The organism is Shimazuella sp. NTD248, from assembly GCF_059510395.1.
On the sequence record NZ_JCAJZT010000007.1, the window covers coordinates 37,405 to 55,029 of the forward strand.

Here is a 17,625-nt window from a genome sequence, read left to right on the forward strand (position 1 = left end):
GAGGGTTTTTTTGTTTGTTAAAAATATTTTGACCAACCAAATCTTTTGTAGCATAATGATTGGATATGAAGTAACAATAATCCTCATTGGTTTTAAATACATTAAATTTTTATGGGGTAAAAAGGAATTCAGAAAGGTAAAGTGGTGTTTTATGTTGCAGACAACAACGACACGGCATTCGTTTGCCACTATGCTACAAGAATTGGTTGATGTTGCTGGTCCTCCAGGTCATGAGCGTGCAGTGCGGCAAGTGATGCAAAAGTGGTTAAAACCATATTCAGATGAGATCATGACAGATCGACTTGGCAGCTTGATTGCTCGAAAAGGATTATCGGGTCCAAAAGTAATGCTAGCGGCTCATCTGGATGAAATCGGTTTCATGGTTACACGTATTACAGAGGAAGGCTATCTTCGGTTTCAAACATTAGGAGGCTGGTGGAGTCAAGTACTACCAGCCCAGCGTGTTGAGGTTCATTCACGAAATGATAAGTTTTTAGGGATTATAGGCTCCAAACCTCCCCACCTTATGTCGCCAGACGAGCGGAAAAAGGGGATAAACATAGATGATTTATTTATTGATTTAGGTTTAGAGTCGCTCGCGGAAGTGGAAGCATTAGGAATTCGACCCGGAGATACGGTTATCCCTTATTCTCCTTACACCCAAATGAGCAACCCAAATCGTGCAGTTGGAAAAGCGATGGATAATCGTATTGGCTGTGCTGTTGTAACGGAGGTACTATATCGCTTATCTCAAGGAGTACGTCATCCCAATCAAGTATTTGCTGTGGGAACGGTAATGGAGGAAGTTGGTCGGAGAGGAGCTAAAACTGCTACAGCAGTTGTAAAGCCGGATGTGGCTTTTGCGATTGATGTAGGAATTGCTACAGATACGCCGAAGATCGGTTTTACGCCAACTTCTCTTCATCTTGGAAAAGGTCCCGTACTCGCACTTTATGATGCTGGGCATATTGCTCATCAACCTTTATTACAATTAGTACGAGAGGTAGCAGAGGAAGAAGGAATTCCTTACCAATATGAGGTTGTTACGCGTGGCGGTACAGATGCTAGTCATATACATGTGCATCATCATGGAGTGCCAACTCTCACTTTGGGAGTACCCTCTCGCTATATTCATAGTCATACTTCTGTTATCGATCAACGAGATGTTGATCATTTGGTTAATTGGTTAGTAGCACTGACATCTCGCCTCGATCGCAGAACGATTGAAAAATTAACGAGATAACATAAAAGCCACCAATGGTGGCTTTTATCATTTAGCCGAGAAGCCCAGTGGGTAGGTAGGGGTGAATCGGCTTTTTTGTTATGTTTTCAAACTTTGAGTTGCAATCATTCCCACTCTTGTTATAAACTACGAAATAAATAAGCAGAACAAAAGTTTGGGGTGAATGAAAAAAGAAAGAAAACAAGGGAAGAAAGCTTTTGCTTAATTTTGGATTCTATCATGTAATGTCTGGATCATGGTTTGTTGTTCTGCCTCATCGCTATTTTTCCAAATTACTTCAAACAACACCCCAAGACCAGGAAGTAGTTTTTCTTCACCTTGGGTGATCGAATCTTCGATTAAACCAACTAACTCATTGTTATTCATATGTTGAATATTTTGGATAACTGCTCCTCGTATGTTAAAATTCATATACTATCACCTCATAGATCTCCTATGTGAATGAAGGAGAATTTTTTATGTACTATTCCATAACTTCTCCCCAAAACCAACAAGTTAAACGTTGGAAAAAATTGCTGTCCAAAAAAGGTCGCCAATCAGGAGGAGCTTATTTAGCAGAAGGCGTCCATTTATTGCAAGAAGCCTTGATAGTAAAAGGGGAAATAAGATCCATTATCATTCGAGAAGGATTTGTAGACTCGGAAAAATTGATAGAAGCAAATCAAGCACATATTCCAGTGTATCAGCTAAGTGCTCCTATTTTTTCAACTTTGATTGATACAGAGCAATCACAAGGTGTTATTACAGAAGTCACTATACCTCACTGGAATATCGAAAACCAGTTGGAGAAAAGTAATTTAATACTTTTGCTGGATGAAATACAAGACCCAGGTAACCTCGGCACAATCTTGCGAACGGCGTCTGCCGCTGGTGTTGATTTAGTGGTACTAGGAAAGGGAACCGTTGATCCATACAATAGCAAGGTAATTCGTTCGACGATGGGAGCTGTCTTTCACTTACCAATCGCAGAGGCAGATTTACTGGAAGTGATTCCTATGTTAAGGCAGAAAAATATAACAGTAGTAGGAACTTCGCCTCATAATGGTATTTATACATTTAATTATTCGTTTCCAACAAAAGTGGCGATTGTACTTGGAAATGAGGGAAGGGGAATACAAGAAGCTGTTTTACAACAAATTGATCAAGCATTGATGGTTCCCATGATAGGAAGGGCAGAATCCTATAATGTATCCATCACAGCAGGAATGCTTTTATATGAACACCTCAGACAACATCATCACATAAAAATGAATGAACAAAAGATATGATTTTAATGTTTTCAACAAATCATCAAAGATATCATGAATATTAACTTTAGGAATTGCAAGTTTTTCTCTGATCCGATATAATGGTTGCGATCTTTATTCATTATATTTTTGGCAATGACAGAGACAGGGCACAATGTATCTATTACAGGGAGGAAAAGTCTTGACTGGAAACTTTTCCATAGCGCTACTTGTGTTATTCACTCTCGAGCTGCCCCTTGAAACTTCAGTAGGGGGGACCGGCAAGCTGCTGCCGTTATCAGCAAAAAGTGGGGGAGATATTTCTCCTCAACAAGGGTGGTACCGCGAACTCTCGTCCCTTAGGGATGGGAGATTTTTCTTTTTTAAAGGGGAGCGTGCGATGCGTGATCGATTATTAGCACTGCAAGAAGAAGCGTCCGGGGTAATTGTGGATGCACAAGACCTGGAAACGCTAAGAGAAGTAAAAGTAAAATACCTTGGAAAAAAAGGTGAAATTACTGGTGTCTTAAGAGGCATGGGAAAGTTATCAGCTGAAGAACGTCCTATTATCGGAGCATTAGTAAATGATGTACGTGCAACTCTCAGTACTTTGATTGATGAAGCTGAATCAAAGCTGGAAGAAGCAAAATTGGCAGAGAAATTAGCACATGAAAATGTGGATGTTACGCTTCCTGGTAAGGCTATTTCTATCGGATCTTTACATCCGATCAATGCAGTGCTTGAACAAGTGGAAGATATTTTTATCGGTATGGGTTTTCATATTGCCGAAGGACCCGAAGTAGAAACGGATTATTTCAATTTTGAAATGTTAAATTTGCCGAAGAATCATCCAGCCCGTGATATGCAGGATTCTTTTTATATTTCACCTGAAACGCTGCTTCGAACTCATACTTCTGCTGTACAAGTAAGATCGATGATCGATAAAAAAGGGGAAGTTCCTGTTCGGATTATTAGCCCAGGAAAAGTATATCGTCGGGATGATGATGATTCTACTCACTCTCATCAATTTACACAAATTGAGGGATTAGTAGTAGATAGTGGTGTATCCATGAGTGAACTTCATGGTGTGCTTCTTCACCTTATTCACCAATTGTTTGGAGAAGAGACAGAAGTTCGACTACGTCCAAGTTATTTCCCGTTTACAGAGCCTAGTGTCGAAGTAGATATCTTCCATCCTGAAAAAGGTTGGATCGAGATCCTTGGTGCTGGTATGGTACACCCGACTGTTTTAGAGAAAGCAGGATATGATTCAGAAAAATATACTGGATTCGCTTTTGGTATCGGGGCAGAGCGAATCGCTATTTTAAAATACGATATAGATGATATTCGCAATTTTTATCAAAATGATTTACGTTTTATTAAACAATTTAAGTCGGTTTAAGAAGGAGGGTAAAACATGTTAGTTTCATATGAATGGTTATCGGAATATGTAGATTTAAAAGGGATTTCACCTGAAGATATTGCGGAAGAGCTAAATCGTACAGGAATAGAAGTGGAAGTTATTTATACAAGAGATGCAGGTGTATCCCGTGTTGTAGTGGGAAAAGTACTCAACTGTACTCCTCATCCTGAGGCAGATCGATTGAATATTTGTTCCGTGCATGTGGGTCATGCTACTCCTTTGCAAATTGTATGTGGAGCAAAAAATGTTGCTGCTGGTCAGTTGGTCCCTGTAGCGTTGGAGGGGGCAACACTGCCTGGGGAGATAAAAATAAAAAGAACAAAACTTCGCGGTGTCGAGTCAAACGGTATGATCTGTTCTGCAAAAGAATTAGGTCTTCCAGATAAGGTTTTGATGAAAGAACAACAAGACGGTATTTTAGTTCTTGGTAAAGATGCTCGTATCGGTCAAGATATCAAACAATATCTGGGTATGAATGATCAAGCGATCGAATTGCAACTTACTCCAAATCGATCCGATTGCTTAAGTATGTTCGGTGTAGCCTATGAAATAGCAGCTATTTTTGATCGTGAGCTTCGTTTACCGGAAGTGGAAGTGGAGGAGTCACCTGAGCAAATCGCTCCCCTGACCATTACCATCCAAAGTGAAGGAGATTGTCCGATCTATTCTGCACAAGTTGTTCACAACTTGCGTATCGGTCCTTCCCCACAATGGATGCAAAATAGATTGATAACAGCTGGTATACGTCCAATCAATAATATTGTAGACATCACCAACTATGTCATGATAGAAACAGGTCAACCTTTACATGCTTTTGATTACGAACAAGTACGGGCTGGTCAGATTGTTGTGCGTCGCGCAGTCGAAGGGGAACAAGTGGTGACATTGGATGGTGTTACTCGTACCTGTGACGATGAGACGTTACTCATTACAGATGGTCATGAAATTTTAGGTTTAGCGGGGATTATGGGTGGGGAATCAAGTGAAGTAACTTCTGTGACTTCTACTATTTTATTGGAATCAGCTTATTTTGATCCACAAGTGGTTCGTAAAACCTCTCGTAAACTCGGACTTCGTTCAGAGGCAAATCATCGATTTGAGCGCGGTGTGAATCCGGAACGAGTACAGCCTGCTTTAGCCCGTGCTGTGCAACTTTTGCGTGAGATAGCTTATGGGGAAGTAGCATCAGAGATGGTAGTAGAAGGTTTTGGGGAAGTGGATGCCATAGACTTAACACTTCGACATGATCGTCTCACTACTGTCATGGGTGTACAGTTGGAACAATCAGAAGTCTTAAATATCTTTGAACGTTTACAGTTTCCAGCAATCGCAGATGAAGGGGTATATGTTGTAAGAGTTCCAATTCGTCGACCTGATATAAATCTAGAAGTGGATCTGATTGAAGAAGTAGCTCGTCTATATGGATATGATCGCATACCTACATCTTTACTGTGGGGACAACAGCAACCTGGAGAAAGAACATGGGAACAGAAGAAAAGACAAGTAATTCGCCATACTTTGCGTGATCTTGGCTTGAATGAAGTTATTACCTATAGTTTGACTTCGGAAGCACAAGAGCAAGAAATTGCGTACCCATTAACAGTTCCGTATATTCCTATTCCGATTGCGATGCCAATGAGTAATGAACATGCAATTTTGCGTACTAATTTGCTACCGCAATTGGTGCAAGTTGCAGCTCATAATCGAAACCATGGTGTTACAGATGTTTCTATCTTTGAGTTAGCAAAAGTGTATCTTGCTAGCGAAGATAACCAACATACTCTTCCAGAGGAACGTTTTCAACTTGCATTTTTGCTGACGGGAAACTATCACCAGGCAAATTGGGCAAACGCAGCTCAAAAAGGCGGAGATTTCTTTACAGCAAAAGGTGTACTTACTACTTTATTGGAACGTCTTCATATTACTGATGTGGATTATGAAGCAATTCAAGTGGAAGGATTCCATCCAGGCCGTACCGCGATTATCAAACGTGATAATCAAGTGATAGGGATATTAGGTCAACTTCATCCAGCTTTGAGTAAAAAATATGATTTAGATGATACGGTAGTATGTCAACTTGATCAAGAACTGCTGCTAGACGCGTCCTTTGATGAACTCAATTATCAGCCAATACCAAGATATCCTGGGATAACACGAGACTTGGCATTGATCGTAGAAGAATCTGTTCCAGTGAGTCAGATTGAAGCAGGGATTCGAGCTGTTGCTGGAGAATTACTCAAAACAGTGACTTTATTTGATGTCTTTACGGGGGAACAAGTAGAGGATGGTAAGAAGAGTATTGCCTTTAATCTCGTCTATCGATCTGATGATCGCACGCTAACAGATGATGAAGTGCAACACGCACACAGTGGAGTAGTGGCATATTTAGAGGAGACATTTGGGGCAAAATTGAGACAATAATGTGGTGGTCCTATGAGCAAAAATAAAATGTCTGTCGAAATATATGGTCAATCTTACCCCATAGTCAGCAAAGCAAACCCTGCGCATATGCGTGAGGTGGCTAGTCTTGTGGACAACAAGATGCGAGAACTTGCGGAGATGAACCCACGGTTAGACACCACCAAATTAGCTGTTCTATCTGCTTGTAACATAGCTGATGAATTTTTGCGACTAAAACAAGAGTTTGATGAGCTCATGCATTTGGTTGAAGATGAATCAATTTAAAATTTTGAAATCCACTTCTTAACGGAGTGGATTTTTTATATGTAAATGAATTTTTTGGGTGCGCAGCCGGGTCCCAAGGGTCCCGACTGCGCAGAGCTCACTGCTTCGCGTCTCTTCTGTTTCTGTTGCGGAACCTGTTGATCCCACAAACAAGAACACAGACTGCACCCAGCACAATCGCGACGATTGCGAATGGCAGGTCACTTGACCCATTTGGGGAGATGGTAAGTGGCATTGGAGCTCCTGAGGTGGCGGAAGGGAGTTTCCCTCACGAGACCTCGAGTTCAGTTTAAACATTATATTTCCATTATTCAATATTAAAAAATAATATATCTTACTTTTTTCACAAAATTATGGATGTATAGGGAAATTCGTAAGAGGAATAATACTGTTAGATTTCAACCTAGAGAAAGGTTGTGTTTGGCAGTTGAGAAAGAAGTGGGTTGTTGTCGTAACCCTTATTTGTATCTTATTTGTACCATTTTTGGTCAGTAATCAAGTCGTGGAAGCTAAGCCTTTTGGGAAAACAACGCTTCGTTATGGCGCCAGTGGCGGGGATGTCTATGAATTACAAGGAAGATTAAAGCATTTAGGATACTATGCTGGTAAAATAGATGGTTCCTTTGGAGTAAAAACAAAAAATGCGGTAACATGGTTTCAATGGAAGTTTGGCTTGAAATCAGATGGACTTGTAGGGGCAGAGACAAAGTTAAAGTTGTGGCAAGCCACGAAGGCTTGGAAGCCAAGCGGAACTACAAGCACAAGTAAACCCGTGCAGTCTTCCAGTGGATTTTCAGCTCAAGACCTCAAACTGCTCGCTCAAGCTGTATATGGAGAAGCCCGGGGAGAACCATATACTGGACAAGTTGCAGTTGCAGCTGTTATCTTAAATCGGTTAGAAGACTCAAACTTTCCCAATACGGTCTCAGGGATTATATTTGAACCTCTTGCCTTTACATCCGTAGCAGATGGTCAAATTTGGTTAACCCCCAATGGTACAGCTCGAAATGCAGTTTCAGATGCTATCAATGGATGGGACCCCTCAGGTGGAGCGACTTATTACTTTAATCCAGATACGGCGACATCAAAATGGATTTGGAGCAGACCGCAAATTAAAAAAATAGGAAAACACATATTCTGTAAATAAAAAGGGTTACTGGACGAAATCCAGTAACCCTTTTTCTACTCGGCTGCTTTCGATCTTGTAGTAGGAACAAAAATATCGATTATCCCGATCAAAAGCGATGCAATTAGTGCAGACAAGAAACCAATCCGATATCCCGGCACGATAAATTGAATCACATATAAGATGGCTGCGCTCACTAAAAATCCGACAATTCCTCTGCCATAGGGAGTTATTTTATGTCCAGTGAGGCTTTCGATCAACCAGCCGACTACCATAATAGCTAAAGCAGCTAGCAATACAGAGCCAAAACCAGCAATTCGAAATCCGGGAACCAAAAAGGCAACCACACCTAAAACGATTGCAGACACAATAAAGCGAATGACATGGCGCAAAATATAACACCTCCCTATCTCTAGTCTGTATCCATTGCTGTTTTTTACTCCTATAGTGTTATAATAAAAATGTTTGCTGGCACGGAGGTGTAGGAAAGTGGAAGATTCATCATGGAATACATTGGAATATCCGACGATAAAAAATAGGATTAAAAATTTAGCAATGACTTCACTTGGACAAGAGGTAATAGAAGCGATGAAGCCATCCTCTGATTATTTCCATGTGGAACAACAACTTCGAATTACCCAGGAAGCGATGGATTTTTTACGTCTTAAAGGAGAAGTCTCGCTTTATGGATTAGAAGATATTCGAGTAGCGTTAAAACGCGTAACAAAAGGCAGTATTTTGCTGATAGAAGAATGCTGGGCAGTATCTACAACGATTCACGCTGGTCGTCAAGTAAAATCGGCAATGCGTCAACTTCCAGAAGAAAGTGCAACGCTCCCTTATTTGCGGAAGAACTGTGAGCAAATTGCTAGCTTGGATGATCTTGAAACTGAAATAAAACGATGTATTAGTGAAGATTTAGAAGTAAAGAGTACAGCGAGCGAAGAGCTTCGAGCAATTCGACAAAAGCTGATTACAGGAAGACAACGGATACAAGAAACATTACAGCAGATGCTTCGTTCTTCCCAAATTCAAAAAATGCTCCAAGAATCATTAATTACGATTCGAAATGAACGATATGTCATTCCGATCAAAGCAGAGTATCGAGGTTCTCTTGCTGGTATTATTCATGATCAGTCTGCATCCGGTGCTACCTTGTATATCGAACCTCAATCTATAGTGGCTCTCAATAATCAACTGCGAACATGGGAATTAGAAGAATCTCGAGAGATAGATAAAATTTTAGCTGCTCTATCTAACTTAGTAGCAGAAGTAACCAACGAATTAACCGAAAATGTAGCAATCTTAGGAGAACTGGATGGTTTATTTGCTAAAGCAGAGTATGCAAGGGTAGAGCGAGCCATTGTTCCAAAGATAACCCAAAAGGGGCCACTTAAGCTAAACGAAGCTCGTCATCCTCTTCTCGATCGAGAATTAGCTGTTCCTATCGATCTTGAATTAGGGAGTGAAACCCATGCCATTATCATTACTGGTCCCAATACGGGTGGTAAGACAGTTACATTAAAAACCGTTGGTTTGTTAGCGCTAATGACGCAGAGTGGATTTCCCATTCCTGCGTTAGATGGAACCGTAATGCCTGTATACAGTGGGGTATATGCAGATATTGGCGATGAACAGAGCATCGAGCAAAGTTTGAGTACATTTTCTAGCCACATGACAAAAATTATTCGAATATTACACGAGATAGATGGGCGTAGTTTGGTTTTATTCGATGAACTTGGCGCTGGTACAGATCCAACCGAAGGGGCTGCCATGGCAGTAGCTATTTTAAATCATGTGCTTCAAATTGGTTGTTCGATTGTAGCTACCACTCATTACAGTGAACTAAAAGTATTTGCCCATACCCATCCAAAAGCAGTGAATGCAAGTGTGCAGTTTGATGTGGAAACCCTTCGCCCGACTTATAAGTTAGAAGTCGGGGTACCTGGTGAGTCCAATGCTTTTTCGATTGCAAAGCGGTTAGGATTGTCCGATGAAATTATCGAAGCAGCCAAAAAAGAGATATCGCAAGAAGAGAGCAGACTAGAAGAAGTAATTACCTCTTTGGCTAAAGCGAAACGAGAAGCAGAAGAAGAAGGCATAAAAGCCCTGTCACTCAGGGAAGATGCAGAGAGATTATATCAAGAAATACGCGAGAAATGGCAATTATGGGAAGAAGAAAAGTTTCAATTGCAAGAGAAGGCAAGACAAGAAGCTCGCTCGATTGTAAATATTGCAACACGTGAAGCAGATGAAGTGCTGTCAGAGCTTCGTCAATGGGCCAAAGAACGTCCGCAAGATGTAAAAGAACATAAGCTGACAGAAGCACGCAGCAGGTTACAACAAGCTAATCCAGGCGTTACTTTAGTAGCACAGACGGAAATCTTTGCTCCTGAAAAGGAACAATTGATTGTTGGAGATGAAGTAAAGGCGAAGAGCTTTGGGCAAAAAGGTACGATTGTCGAGGTGCTGGCTGATGATCAATACCGGGTGCAAGTTGGCTCTCTAAAGTTGGTATTAGATCGCTCAGGACTTACCAAACTAAAATCAACTGCAACTGCTACAAAGCCAATAACTTCTGTCCGCAGTCGGTCTTTTGTAAAATCAGAAATAGACCTTAGAGGAAAATTGGTGGAAGAGGCACTTGTCGATATTGAAAAATACTTAGATGATGCGATCCTTGCTGGATTTAAGCAAGTACATCTTATTCATGGAAAAGGCACAGGAGCCCTTCGTAAAGGAGTCCATGCCTATCTCGCGAAACACCGTCGAGTTGCTGCGTTTCGAAATGGAGAATACAGTGAAGGCGGTCTTGGAGTTACTGTAGTAGAATTAAAGTGAGGGAATTGGAATGAAATATTTACCTCCGATTTTGGGCGGGGTATCCCTGCTCTTTTTGGTAATTGGTATTCTATGGTTCTATTATCATGCAACATAAAACATAAATTCTACTCGATACAGCAATCGAAGGTGACACATAGTGAAAATTGGTTCTAGAATCCTAAAAACAGCTATTGGAGCGGGTATATCCATTGCGATTGCCCAAGCATTTCAGCTTACTTTTTACGCATCCGCTGGTACCGTTACTATGCTGTGCATCCAACGAACGAGAAAAAAATCATACGAGATTGCATGGCAGCGTTTTTTAGCTTGCTTGATCGGTTTGAGTGTGGCAGCCGCCATATTTACTGTTTTAGGCTATAACCCATGGGCAATTATCGTTATCTTGCTCATCAGTATTCCATTGATGATCCGTTTTAAAGCTAAAGAGAGTGTTATTGCAAGTTCCGTGTTTATCTTTCATTTATATGTAATGAAGCATATTACTTGGCAACTTGTCATTAATGAACTCGCTCTGATGATAATCGGGATTACGGTTGGTTTGTTGCTGAATTTATTTATGCCTAGCGCAGACCAAGAGCTGCGCAGGTATCAACAAAAAATTGAAGAAAATTTTCGGATTATTTTCCATGAGATGGCTCGATATCTACGTGAAGGAGATCATGATTGGAGTGGAATGGAGATCGTCGAGACAAATAGACTATTAAAAGAAGCAAAAGAACGATCCGTACACAATGTAGAAAATCGTTTTGATGATGAGGAGTTGAAGTTTTATCGTTACTTTCAAATGAGAGATAAACAATTCGATCTCATCGATCATTTGATTCCTCATTTGGTTTCTTTCCACCCCTACTCAGATCAAGGTGAAAAACTAGCAGATTTTTTAGATCAATTGGCAGAAGGGGTTCACCCGGGAAATACCGCAGATATTTATCTAGAACAGCTAATGGAAATGACACAAGAGTATCGTAAATTGCCGCTGCCTAGTACAGAAGAAGAATTTAATATGAGAGCTACGCTTTTCCTGATTATGAATGAGATAAAGAGATATTTAAAGATCAAAAAAAGATTGGCAAAATAAAAGTATTTTCATTGATTGATTTAGGGATGATAAATAGGGGGAACCTCAAATGGATCGTTTTCTTCGTGATGAAAATAAAAAGTTGAGTTCCATGCTAGGGACTTTAAGTGAAGCAATGTGGAATGTGAATACGACAGGAGAAGAAAAATGGCAAAAAGCGGAGATGGAAGCGGAAAAAGCGTACCGTCAATATGTCTCTGACAAAGAACGTTTTGAAAAGCTGAAAGCACTGCGACAAGAAGTCAAAAAAGATAGCTTAGAGGCGAGACAAGTAGAGCGTCTGTATCAAGATGCATTCTCCAACCAGCTTTCTTCAGAAATTATTCATGAGTTGGTGCAGCTTTCCTCTACTTTGAGTAATCAATTTAATACATTCCGGGCGAAAGTGGATGGAAAAGAAGTAACCGAAAATATCATTCGAGAAACGCTCCTGACAAGCACAGATATGGAACAACGAGAAAAAATATGGCATGCGAGTAAGCAGATCGGAAAAGAAGTAGAAACTGGGTTACTTCAATTGGTAAAACTGCGAAACAAAGCAGCTCAATCACTTGGTTACAAAGACCACTATGAAATGTCATTTGAGTTAGCAGAATTAAACTTAGAGGAAGTTTTTTCCGTTTTTGAAGACCTTGTCCGTCAAACTGATGAACCATTTAAACGCGTTAAGACAGAGTTGGATGACGAGTTGAGAAACCAATATGGTATTACGGATAAAGTGTTATATCCATGGCACTATCATGATCCGTTTTTCCAAGAGGCTCCGTCCATTCCAGGAACAGATTTAACTCCCTATTTAAAAGGAAAAAATATCGAACAGCTTACAATTGATACTTTTTCTTCGCTCGGTATGGAAATTCGTGATTTACTAGCAAAAAGTGATCTATATGAACGGCCAAATAAAAATCAACATGCGTTTTGCTTAGATATAGATCGTCAAGGTGATGTAAGGGTACTGTGCAATATTCAATCGAATCAATATTGGCTGGAGACGATGCTTCATGAATTTGGGCATGCTGTCTATGATAAATACGTAGATCGTGATCTGCCATTTGCCCTGCGTACTCATTCACATATTTTTACAACAGAAGCTGTCGCCATGTTTTTTGGGAGAATGGCAAAAGAAGAAGAATGGTTACATAAATTTATGGGCTTATCCAAAGAGGAGCTTATATCCTGGATGCCTCTGCAACACAAAATGCAGCAACGAAAAATGCTAATCATGGCTCGGTGGATTATTACATTTGTCTTTTTTGAAAGAGAGTTATATCGGAATCCAGATCAAGACTTAAATGCATTATGGTGGAAACTGGTGAAAGATATTCAAGGAGTAGAGCCTCCAAAGAATCAAGATTACCCACATTGGGCAGCAAAAATTCACTTCACGATCGCACCAGTTTATTATCAAAACTATTTGTTAGGGGAATTGATGGCCTCACAAATGCATTATTATATTCAAGAGCATGTTTCATCGGAAATCTTTACAGAGCAAACAGGACAGTTCTTTATTCAAAAAGTATTCCAACCAGGGGATCGCACCGATTGGCGTGGATTGATCAAAGGGGCGACAGGTGAAGCGTTAAACCCAGCGTATTTTGTGAAACAATTTGTATTATGATGAGATGCTTATTTTAAAATTATTGGATTTCATATAAACATTACAAAGAAGATTTATATTTTTGGATCGAATTCCAATGCTTTATGTTATAATGCCACAGAAGGTGTACATCAACCTTTACTCAAAAGGGAATCATGACTGAGAACGCCAGAGAAACTCGTGTCCATCAGTTGACTGTCAGCTCTGATATGGAGCTCTTGGCGGATGGCATCCCCATTCCGCTTCGCTCCGGAAAGAACGGAGGCAATCTCACGTTTTGTGGAGTGGAGGACAAAGAAAACAACCTCTTCACACTCACGTCTGGCGGCCCTGTAGTACTAGTCGATGAGAGCGGCCAGCGCAGCTTCACTGGTCGTGTGGGAGCCACGCTGACGGTCAAGCCGTTGAACGCAGGCTGACGCCTGCATGATTCCGATCCTGAGTGGTGCGCAAGTGCCACTCAGGAGTCCCGAAACACAACCTAGGAAAATAATAACCTAGGTTTTTTAAAACCATCTACAAACCAACGTCCGGTATATATAATAAAATTATCAGGTATGGAGGTAAAACATGAAACAAGAAGAACGTCGTTTTCAAACCAAAAAATTATTACTCGATACGGTAATATCCCTCATTCAATCAAAGGGATGCGAAGCAATTACAATGGCTGATATCGTCAACACTTCCGGTTTATCCAAAGGAGCCATTTTTCACTATATCAAAAGCAAAGACGAACTGTTTACTTGGGTTTTGCAAGATCGCTTAGAACAAGTCAACGAAAGATTTATGCAACAAGTGGCTAAAAATCCAAACTTTGAACAGCCTATGAAGCAAATAGCTGATAGTTTATGGGAGTTAGAAGATAAAAATGATATCACCAATCAAGTATGGATGTATCTTCTCAGTAAATCAGATCAACCAGTTGTGGGAGAAGTGCTCACCCGTTTTTATGATCAATCCTATTCTTACTCCAAAGCTTGGATTGAACAAGGTCAAATCCATGGTGTTATTCCCAAAGAGCTCGATATTAAAAAAACAGCCGAAATGTTTGTTTTGATATCTTATGGGATTCGATTACGTTCTGCTATCCCTAATGTAGAAGCATCATTTGGGGTTTCAGACTTTATTTCGTTCATCAACCAACAGCTAATAAAAAAATAATATGATGAGGAGGAACGAATATGGCACCTTTGATTGCGTTACTTGTTTCATTTGTCATTTTTCGTTTGATTGGATTTGCAGGAGTTTCTTATTTTGATGAATGGTATACTCCTTTACAGGGGGCAGTAGCGATGATGTTTTTACTCACAGCGTCTGCTCACTGGGGAAAACGTCGGGAAGATTTAATTCGAATGGTACCGAGTTCTTTTCCAAGTCCTGATTTATTGGTAACTGTTACAGGATGGTTAGAGATCATAGGGGCTATTGGTATCGTTATCCCCCAAACGTCTGTATACGCTTCGTTGGGATTAGCAATTATGCTAGTCGCAATGTTTCCTGCAAATATAAAAGCAGCGCGAGAAGGATTGACGATAGCTGGACAATCGACTCCTAAAATCGTGGTTCGCACAATCTTGCAAATCATTTTCCTAGCTGCTGTCTTGTTGGCAGGGTAAATGGAGAACGTTATAAGAAAGAAAAAGAAACCTTTTCAGAAAATAGAGGAAAACGGTTTCTTTTTTGATTTTTCCAAGGAATAAAGGAAGATTTTTCGATTGATACTAACAAAATGAAAGCAGGAAGTACTTCTCTATTGTTCCATTATTGCACGAAAAATTAGATTCTTTTCACTTCCGTTTACCCCCTTTTCTCAATATATAGTATGAGTTATACTCAAATAGGGCTACATATTGATTATTAGCAGTCATACCTGCATCCAAACTTAAAACATATCGATATCGATACCTATCCATAAATTAGAGAGAAAAGGAAATGAGACAAATGCACTTATCCGATAATTTTTTAGAGCAATATATAGGCAAAAATCCAAAATGGGGCTTTGAAGGTCTCGGATATATGGTTTACTTACGCACATATTCCCGAAAAAAAGCAGATGGGACACAAGAAGCTTGGTGGGAAACGGTAAAGAGAGTAACCGAAGGTAACTTTTCACTGGAAGAGAAGCGTCTTAAAGAGATTGGTAAATGGGACTATGGGAAAGAAGCGAACTTACGAGAAGAGATGGAACGATTTTACCATCTGATGTTTAATCTTGTGTTAACACCACCAGGACGCGGACTATGGATGTCTGGAACGGCTTATGCAGAGAAAATAGGGGATGCAGAAAACAATTGTTGGTTCATCTCCATGCGTCCACAAAAATATGGAGTCAGTAAGATTAAACCAGCAATCGGCTCCATTGATGAGCTACTGCCTTCCATGCCTGCCGTCTTTACATTTGATCAAGCGATGAAAGGTGGAGGCGTTGGCGTAAATTTGCAACGGAAAAATACAAATAGGATGCCAAAAGTAAAAAATGAGATTTCCCTTTATTTTATCAGTGATCCAAACCATGACGATTATTTTGGGGAACTCAATGCTTTAGGAGTAGCTCCTGTGGTTGCCAAAGATGATGCTTCGATTTATCGAGTAAAAGACAGTCGAGAAGGATGGGCAGAAGCACTCCAATTGGTAATTGATTCTCATTTTATTGAAGAAAATAAGTATCTTGTTATAGACATCTCAGAAGTTCGCCCTCGTGGTTCCGAAATAAAAGGCTTTGGCGGTGTCGCTAGTGGCCCTGCACCTCTCGTGCAAATGCTGGGAAAAGTAAATGAAATTCTCAATAAAAGAGTGGGAGAGCAAGTTCCTTCTGTAGAGTGGGGAGACATCATTCAAAATATCGGTTGTTGTGTCGTTGCTGGCAATGTCCGCCGGACTGCTCTTATCTTGATTGGGGACAAAGAAGACAAGGACTTTATTGAATCAAAAAACTACAGCCTAGAGAAAAATCAAGAGGCAAGTCAATGGCGTTGGGCGAGCAACAACAGTGTTGCGATTGACGAAGATGTCACACCAGCAGATTTAGAAGAAATGGCGAAAAATATTTACTACAATGGGGAACCAGGGATCGTCAATATTGAGCTTTCCAAGCACCATGGAAGAATTGCCGAAGGACTGCAAGAAAATATCGATGGAGAAGTCGAAGGATTTAACCCTTGTGGTGAAATTACATTACCAAATGCCTCACCATGCAATTTATTTGAGATCAACTTACCCAAAATACATGAATTGATCGATGCGGGAAAAGAAGACAGTAACCTGTATAATGAAGCAAGTTGGTTGGCTACTCGATACGCATACCGCATCACTTTCCGAAACTATGAATGGGAAGTGACGAGAAATATCATCGAAAAACATCGTCGATTAGGAGTTGGAGTAACAGGTATCGCCGATTGGGTACTGATGAAGTTTGGAGATCGAGCAGTGCTCGGATTTGACGAACAACATCAACCTATTTTCAATGAAGATGTGGAAACAGCATTGGATAGACTGTACCAAGCAGTCAAAGAAACCAACTTGACTCATGCGGAGGAGTTAGAAGCAAAACCATCTATCAAACTTACAACAGTGAAACCTTCAGGCTCGATGTCCCTACTCATGGGTGTTAGCCCTGGTATGCATTGGCACTGGTCGAAATATATGATTCGCCGGGTGCGATTTTCAGCAAATTCACCGCTGATTCCAGCTTTGATCGATTGCGGATATTATGTGGAACCCGTGATTTCAGGTTTCCAAAAAGACGGCAGTCCTAAAATTGATCAACATACCCTTGTCGTAGAATTTCCAACAAAAGCACCTACCGCCGAACATCCAAAATTCCAAGCGGAAAATGATGTTCCACTAGCGGAGCAAGCAGCAGTGCAAGCATTGCTGCAGTCTTACTGGTCGGATAACGCAGTCTCTGCAACACTCACCTTTAATAAAGAAGAGGGCAGAGAAGAAAATACTATTGCAGAAATCGCAGCAGTGCTCGAACAATCTACACAAGTACTAAAATCTACCTCTCTACTACCACATGACTCCAATACGTATCCTCAAATGCCATTGGAAGCTATTACGAAAGAAGAGTATGAGAAAAAGAAAGCAAAAATAACCGCAAAACCTTGGGAAATGCTTGGGGAAGTGAGAATGGAAGAAGAGGACGATGCGGATGTCATCGGAGAATGTAAAGGTGGCGTTTGTCCAATAAGATGATTTTAGTAAGAAGCCTACGTTTTGTGATATGATCCCCGAGGCGCTCAGCGGCTGTGACCGTCACGAAGTCAAGCTCATCGAGAAGGGGCAGGTCTAGGGATCCAACAAGATCTTCATGCCCATCGAAGTGTGAGTTGCGCCCCCCTTTTTCCGAGGGGGAAGGCGGTGAGAACATCATGTTCTCACCGCCGCGCATTTAAAGAAAG

At 40.6% G+C, this 17,625-nt stretch carries 14 protein-coding genes and 1 other annotated feature; of the genes, 12 read left to right on the forward strand and 2 right to left on the reverse strand.

Going from position 1 to position 17,625, the window contains the following annotated elements; genetic code table 11:
- The first annotated feature begins 151 nt into the window (after positions 1–151).
- Positions 152–1,243 carry a M42 family metallopeptidase gene (locus tag AC5WOE_RS15420; RefSeq protein ID WP_496049388.1) on the forward strand — a complete coding sequence of 364 codons (1,092 nt, stop codon included), beginning with the start codon at positions 152–154 and terminating at the stop codon, positions 1,241–1,243.
- A 201-nt stretch (positions 1,244–1,444) separates the two neighbouring features.
- On the opposite strand, the gene sspI is transcribed toward AC5WOE_RS15420, so the two are convergent.
- Positions 1,445–1,654, reverse strand: a complete 210-nt coding sequence (sspI, locus tag AC5WOE_RS15425) for a small acid-soluble spore protein SspI (protein WP_496049387.1) — start codon at positions 1,652–1,654, stop codon at positions 1,445–1,447.
- A gap of 47 nt (positions 1,655–1,701) precedes the next feature.
- On the opposite strand from sspI, the gene AC5WOE_RS15430 reads away from it, so the two are divergent.
- From AC5WOE_RS15430 to sleB, 5 genes are all read left to right on the forward strand, one after another.
- On the forward strand, positions 1,702–2,511 hold the full coding sequence (locus tag AC5WOE_RS15430; RefSeq protein WP_496052945.1) for a TrmH family RNA methyltransferase: 810 nt from the start codon (positions 1,702–1,704) through the stop codon (positions 2,509–2,511).
- A 105-nt stretch (positions 2,512–2,616) separates the two neighbouring features.
- Positions 2,617–2,832, forward strand: a binding site (T-box leader).
- A gap of 37 nt (positions 2,833–2,869) precedes the next feature.
- Positions 2,870–3,871, forward strand: coding sequence for a phenylalanine--tRNA ligase subunit alpha (gene pheS, locus AC5WOE_RS15435; protein WP_496049385.1), 1,002 nt, complete (start codon positions 2,870–2,872; stop codon positions 3,869–3,871).
- 15 nt (positions 3,872–3,886) lie between these two features.
- Complete coding sequence (gene pheT / locus AC5WOE_RS15440) at positions 3,887–6,313, forward strand: phenylalanine--tRNA ligase subunit beta (RefSeq protein WP_496049384.1); 2,427 nt, start codon at positions 3,887–3,889, stop codon at positions 6,311–6,313.
- 12 nt (positions 6,314–6,325) lie between these two features.
- The gene (zapA, locus tag AC5WOE_RS15445) at positions 6,326–6,577 is read left to right on the forward strand and encodes a cell division protein ZapA (RefSeq protein WP_240874653.1); all 252 of its coding nucleotides are present in this window, start codon (positions 6,326–6,328) and stop codon (positions 6,575–6,577) included.
- A gap of 427 nt (positions 6,578–7,004) precedes the next feature.
- A complete protein-coding gene (gene sleB, locus AC5WOE_RS15450; protein WP_496052946.1) occupies positions 7,005–7,724 on the forward strand; it encodes a spore cortex-lytic enzyme in 720 nt (239 codons plus the stop codon).
- 35 nt (positions 7,725–7,759) lie between these two features.
- Here the strand turns inward: sleB and AC5WOE_RS15455 are convergent, their stop codons facing one another.
- Positions 7,760–8,095 (reverse strand): phage holin family protein, encoded by a 336-nt coding sequence (locus AC5WOE_RS15455; protein WP_496049382.1) that lies wholly within the window; start codon positions 8,093–8,095, stop codon positions 7,760–7,762.
- A 97-nt stretch (positions 8,096–8,192) separates the two neighbouring features.
- Here AC5WOE_RS15455 and AC5WOE_RS15460 point away from each other — a divergent pair, with 97 nt between their 5' ends.
- The 6 genes from AC5WOE_RS15460 to nrdJ all read left to right on the forward strand — a co-directional run bounded on the left by AC5WOE_RS15460 (position 8,193) and on the right by nrdJ (position 17,419).
- Positions 8,193–10,544: an endonuclease MutS2 gene (locus tag AC5WOE_RS15460; protein WP_496052947.1), complete on the forward strand. Its 2,352-nt coding sequence runs from the start codon at positions 8,193–8,195 to the stop codon at positions 10,542–10,544.
- 139 nt (positions 10,545–10,683) lie between these two features.
- Positions 10,684–11,625: an aromatic acid exporter family protein gene (locus AC5WOE_RS15465; RefSeq protein WP_496049380.1), complete on the forward strand. Its 942-nt coding sequence runs from the start codon at positions 10,684–10,686 to the stop codon at positions 11,623–11,625.
- Between the two features lie 49 nt (positions 11,626–11,674).
- Positions 11,675–13,243 (forward strand): M2 family metallopeptidase, encoded by a 1,569-nt coding sequence (locus AC5WOE_RS15470; protein ID WP_496052948.1) that lies wholly within the window; start codon positions 11,675–11,677, stop codon positions 13,241–13,243.
- Positions 13,244–13,792: 549 nt separating this feature from the next.
- Entirely contained in the window at positions 13,793–14,383 is a 591-nt protein-coding gene (locus tag AC5WOE_RS15475; RefSeq protein ID WP_496049377.1) for a TetR/AcrR family transcriptional regulator, read from the forward strand.
- Positions 14,384–14,403: 20 nt separating this feature from the next.
- Complete coding sequence (locus tag AC5WOE_RS15480) at positions 14,404–14,838, forward strand: DoxX family protein (RefSeq protein WP_496052949.1); 435 nt, start codon at positions 14,404–14,406, stop codon at positions 14,836–14,838.
- 316 nt (positions 14,839–15,154) lie between these two features.
- Positions 15,155–17,419 carry a ribonucleoside-triphosphate reductase, adenosylcobalamin-dependent gene (gene nrdJ, locus AC5WOE_RS15485; protein WP_496052950.1) on the forward strand — a complete coding sequence of 755 codons (2,265 nt, stop codon included), beginning with the start codon at positions 15,155–15,157 and terminating at the stop codon, positions 17,417–17,419.
- Positions 17,420–17,625: the final 206 nt, after the last annotated feature.

Coding starts and splice junctions, on each gene's coding strand:
- AC5WOE_RS15420 (WP_496049388.1), top strand. CDS start 152: ATGTTGCAGACAACAACGACACGGCATTCGTTTGCCACTATGCTACAA.
- sspI (WP_496049387.1), bottom strand. CDS start 1,654: ATGAATTTTAACATACGAGGAGCAGTTATCCAAAATATTCAACATATG.
- AC5WOE_RS15430 (WP_496052945.1), top strand. CDS start 1,702: ATGTACTATTCCATAACTTCTCCCCAAAACCAACAAGTTAAACGTTGG.
- pheS (WP_496049385.1), top strand. CDS start 2,870: ATGCGTGATCGATTATTAGCACTGCAAGAAGAAGCGTCCGGGGTAATT.
- pheT (WP_496049384.1), top strand. CDS start 3,887: ATGTTAGTTTCATATGAATGGTTATCGGAATATGTAGATTTAAAAGGG.
- zapA (WP_240874653.1), top strand. CDS start 6,326: ATGAGCAAAAATAAAATGTCTGTCGAAATATATGGTCAATCTTACCCC.
- AC5WOE_RS15470 (WP_496052948.1), top strand. CDS start 11,675: ATGGATCGTTTTCTTCGTGATGAAAATAAAAAGTTGAGTTCCATGCTA.
- AC5WOE_RS15475 (WP_496049377.1), top strand. CDS start 13,793: ATGAAACAAGAAGAACGTCGTTTTCAAACCAAAAAATTATTACTCGAT.
- AC5WOE_RS15480 (WP_496052949.1), top strand. CDS start 14,404: ATGGCACCTTTGATTGCGTTACTTGTTTCATTTGTCATTTTTCGTTTG.
- nrdJ (WP_496052950.1), top strand. CDS start 15,155: ATGAGACAAATGCACTTATCCGATAATTTTTTAGAGCAATATATAGGC.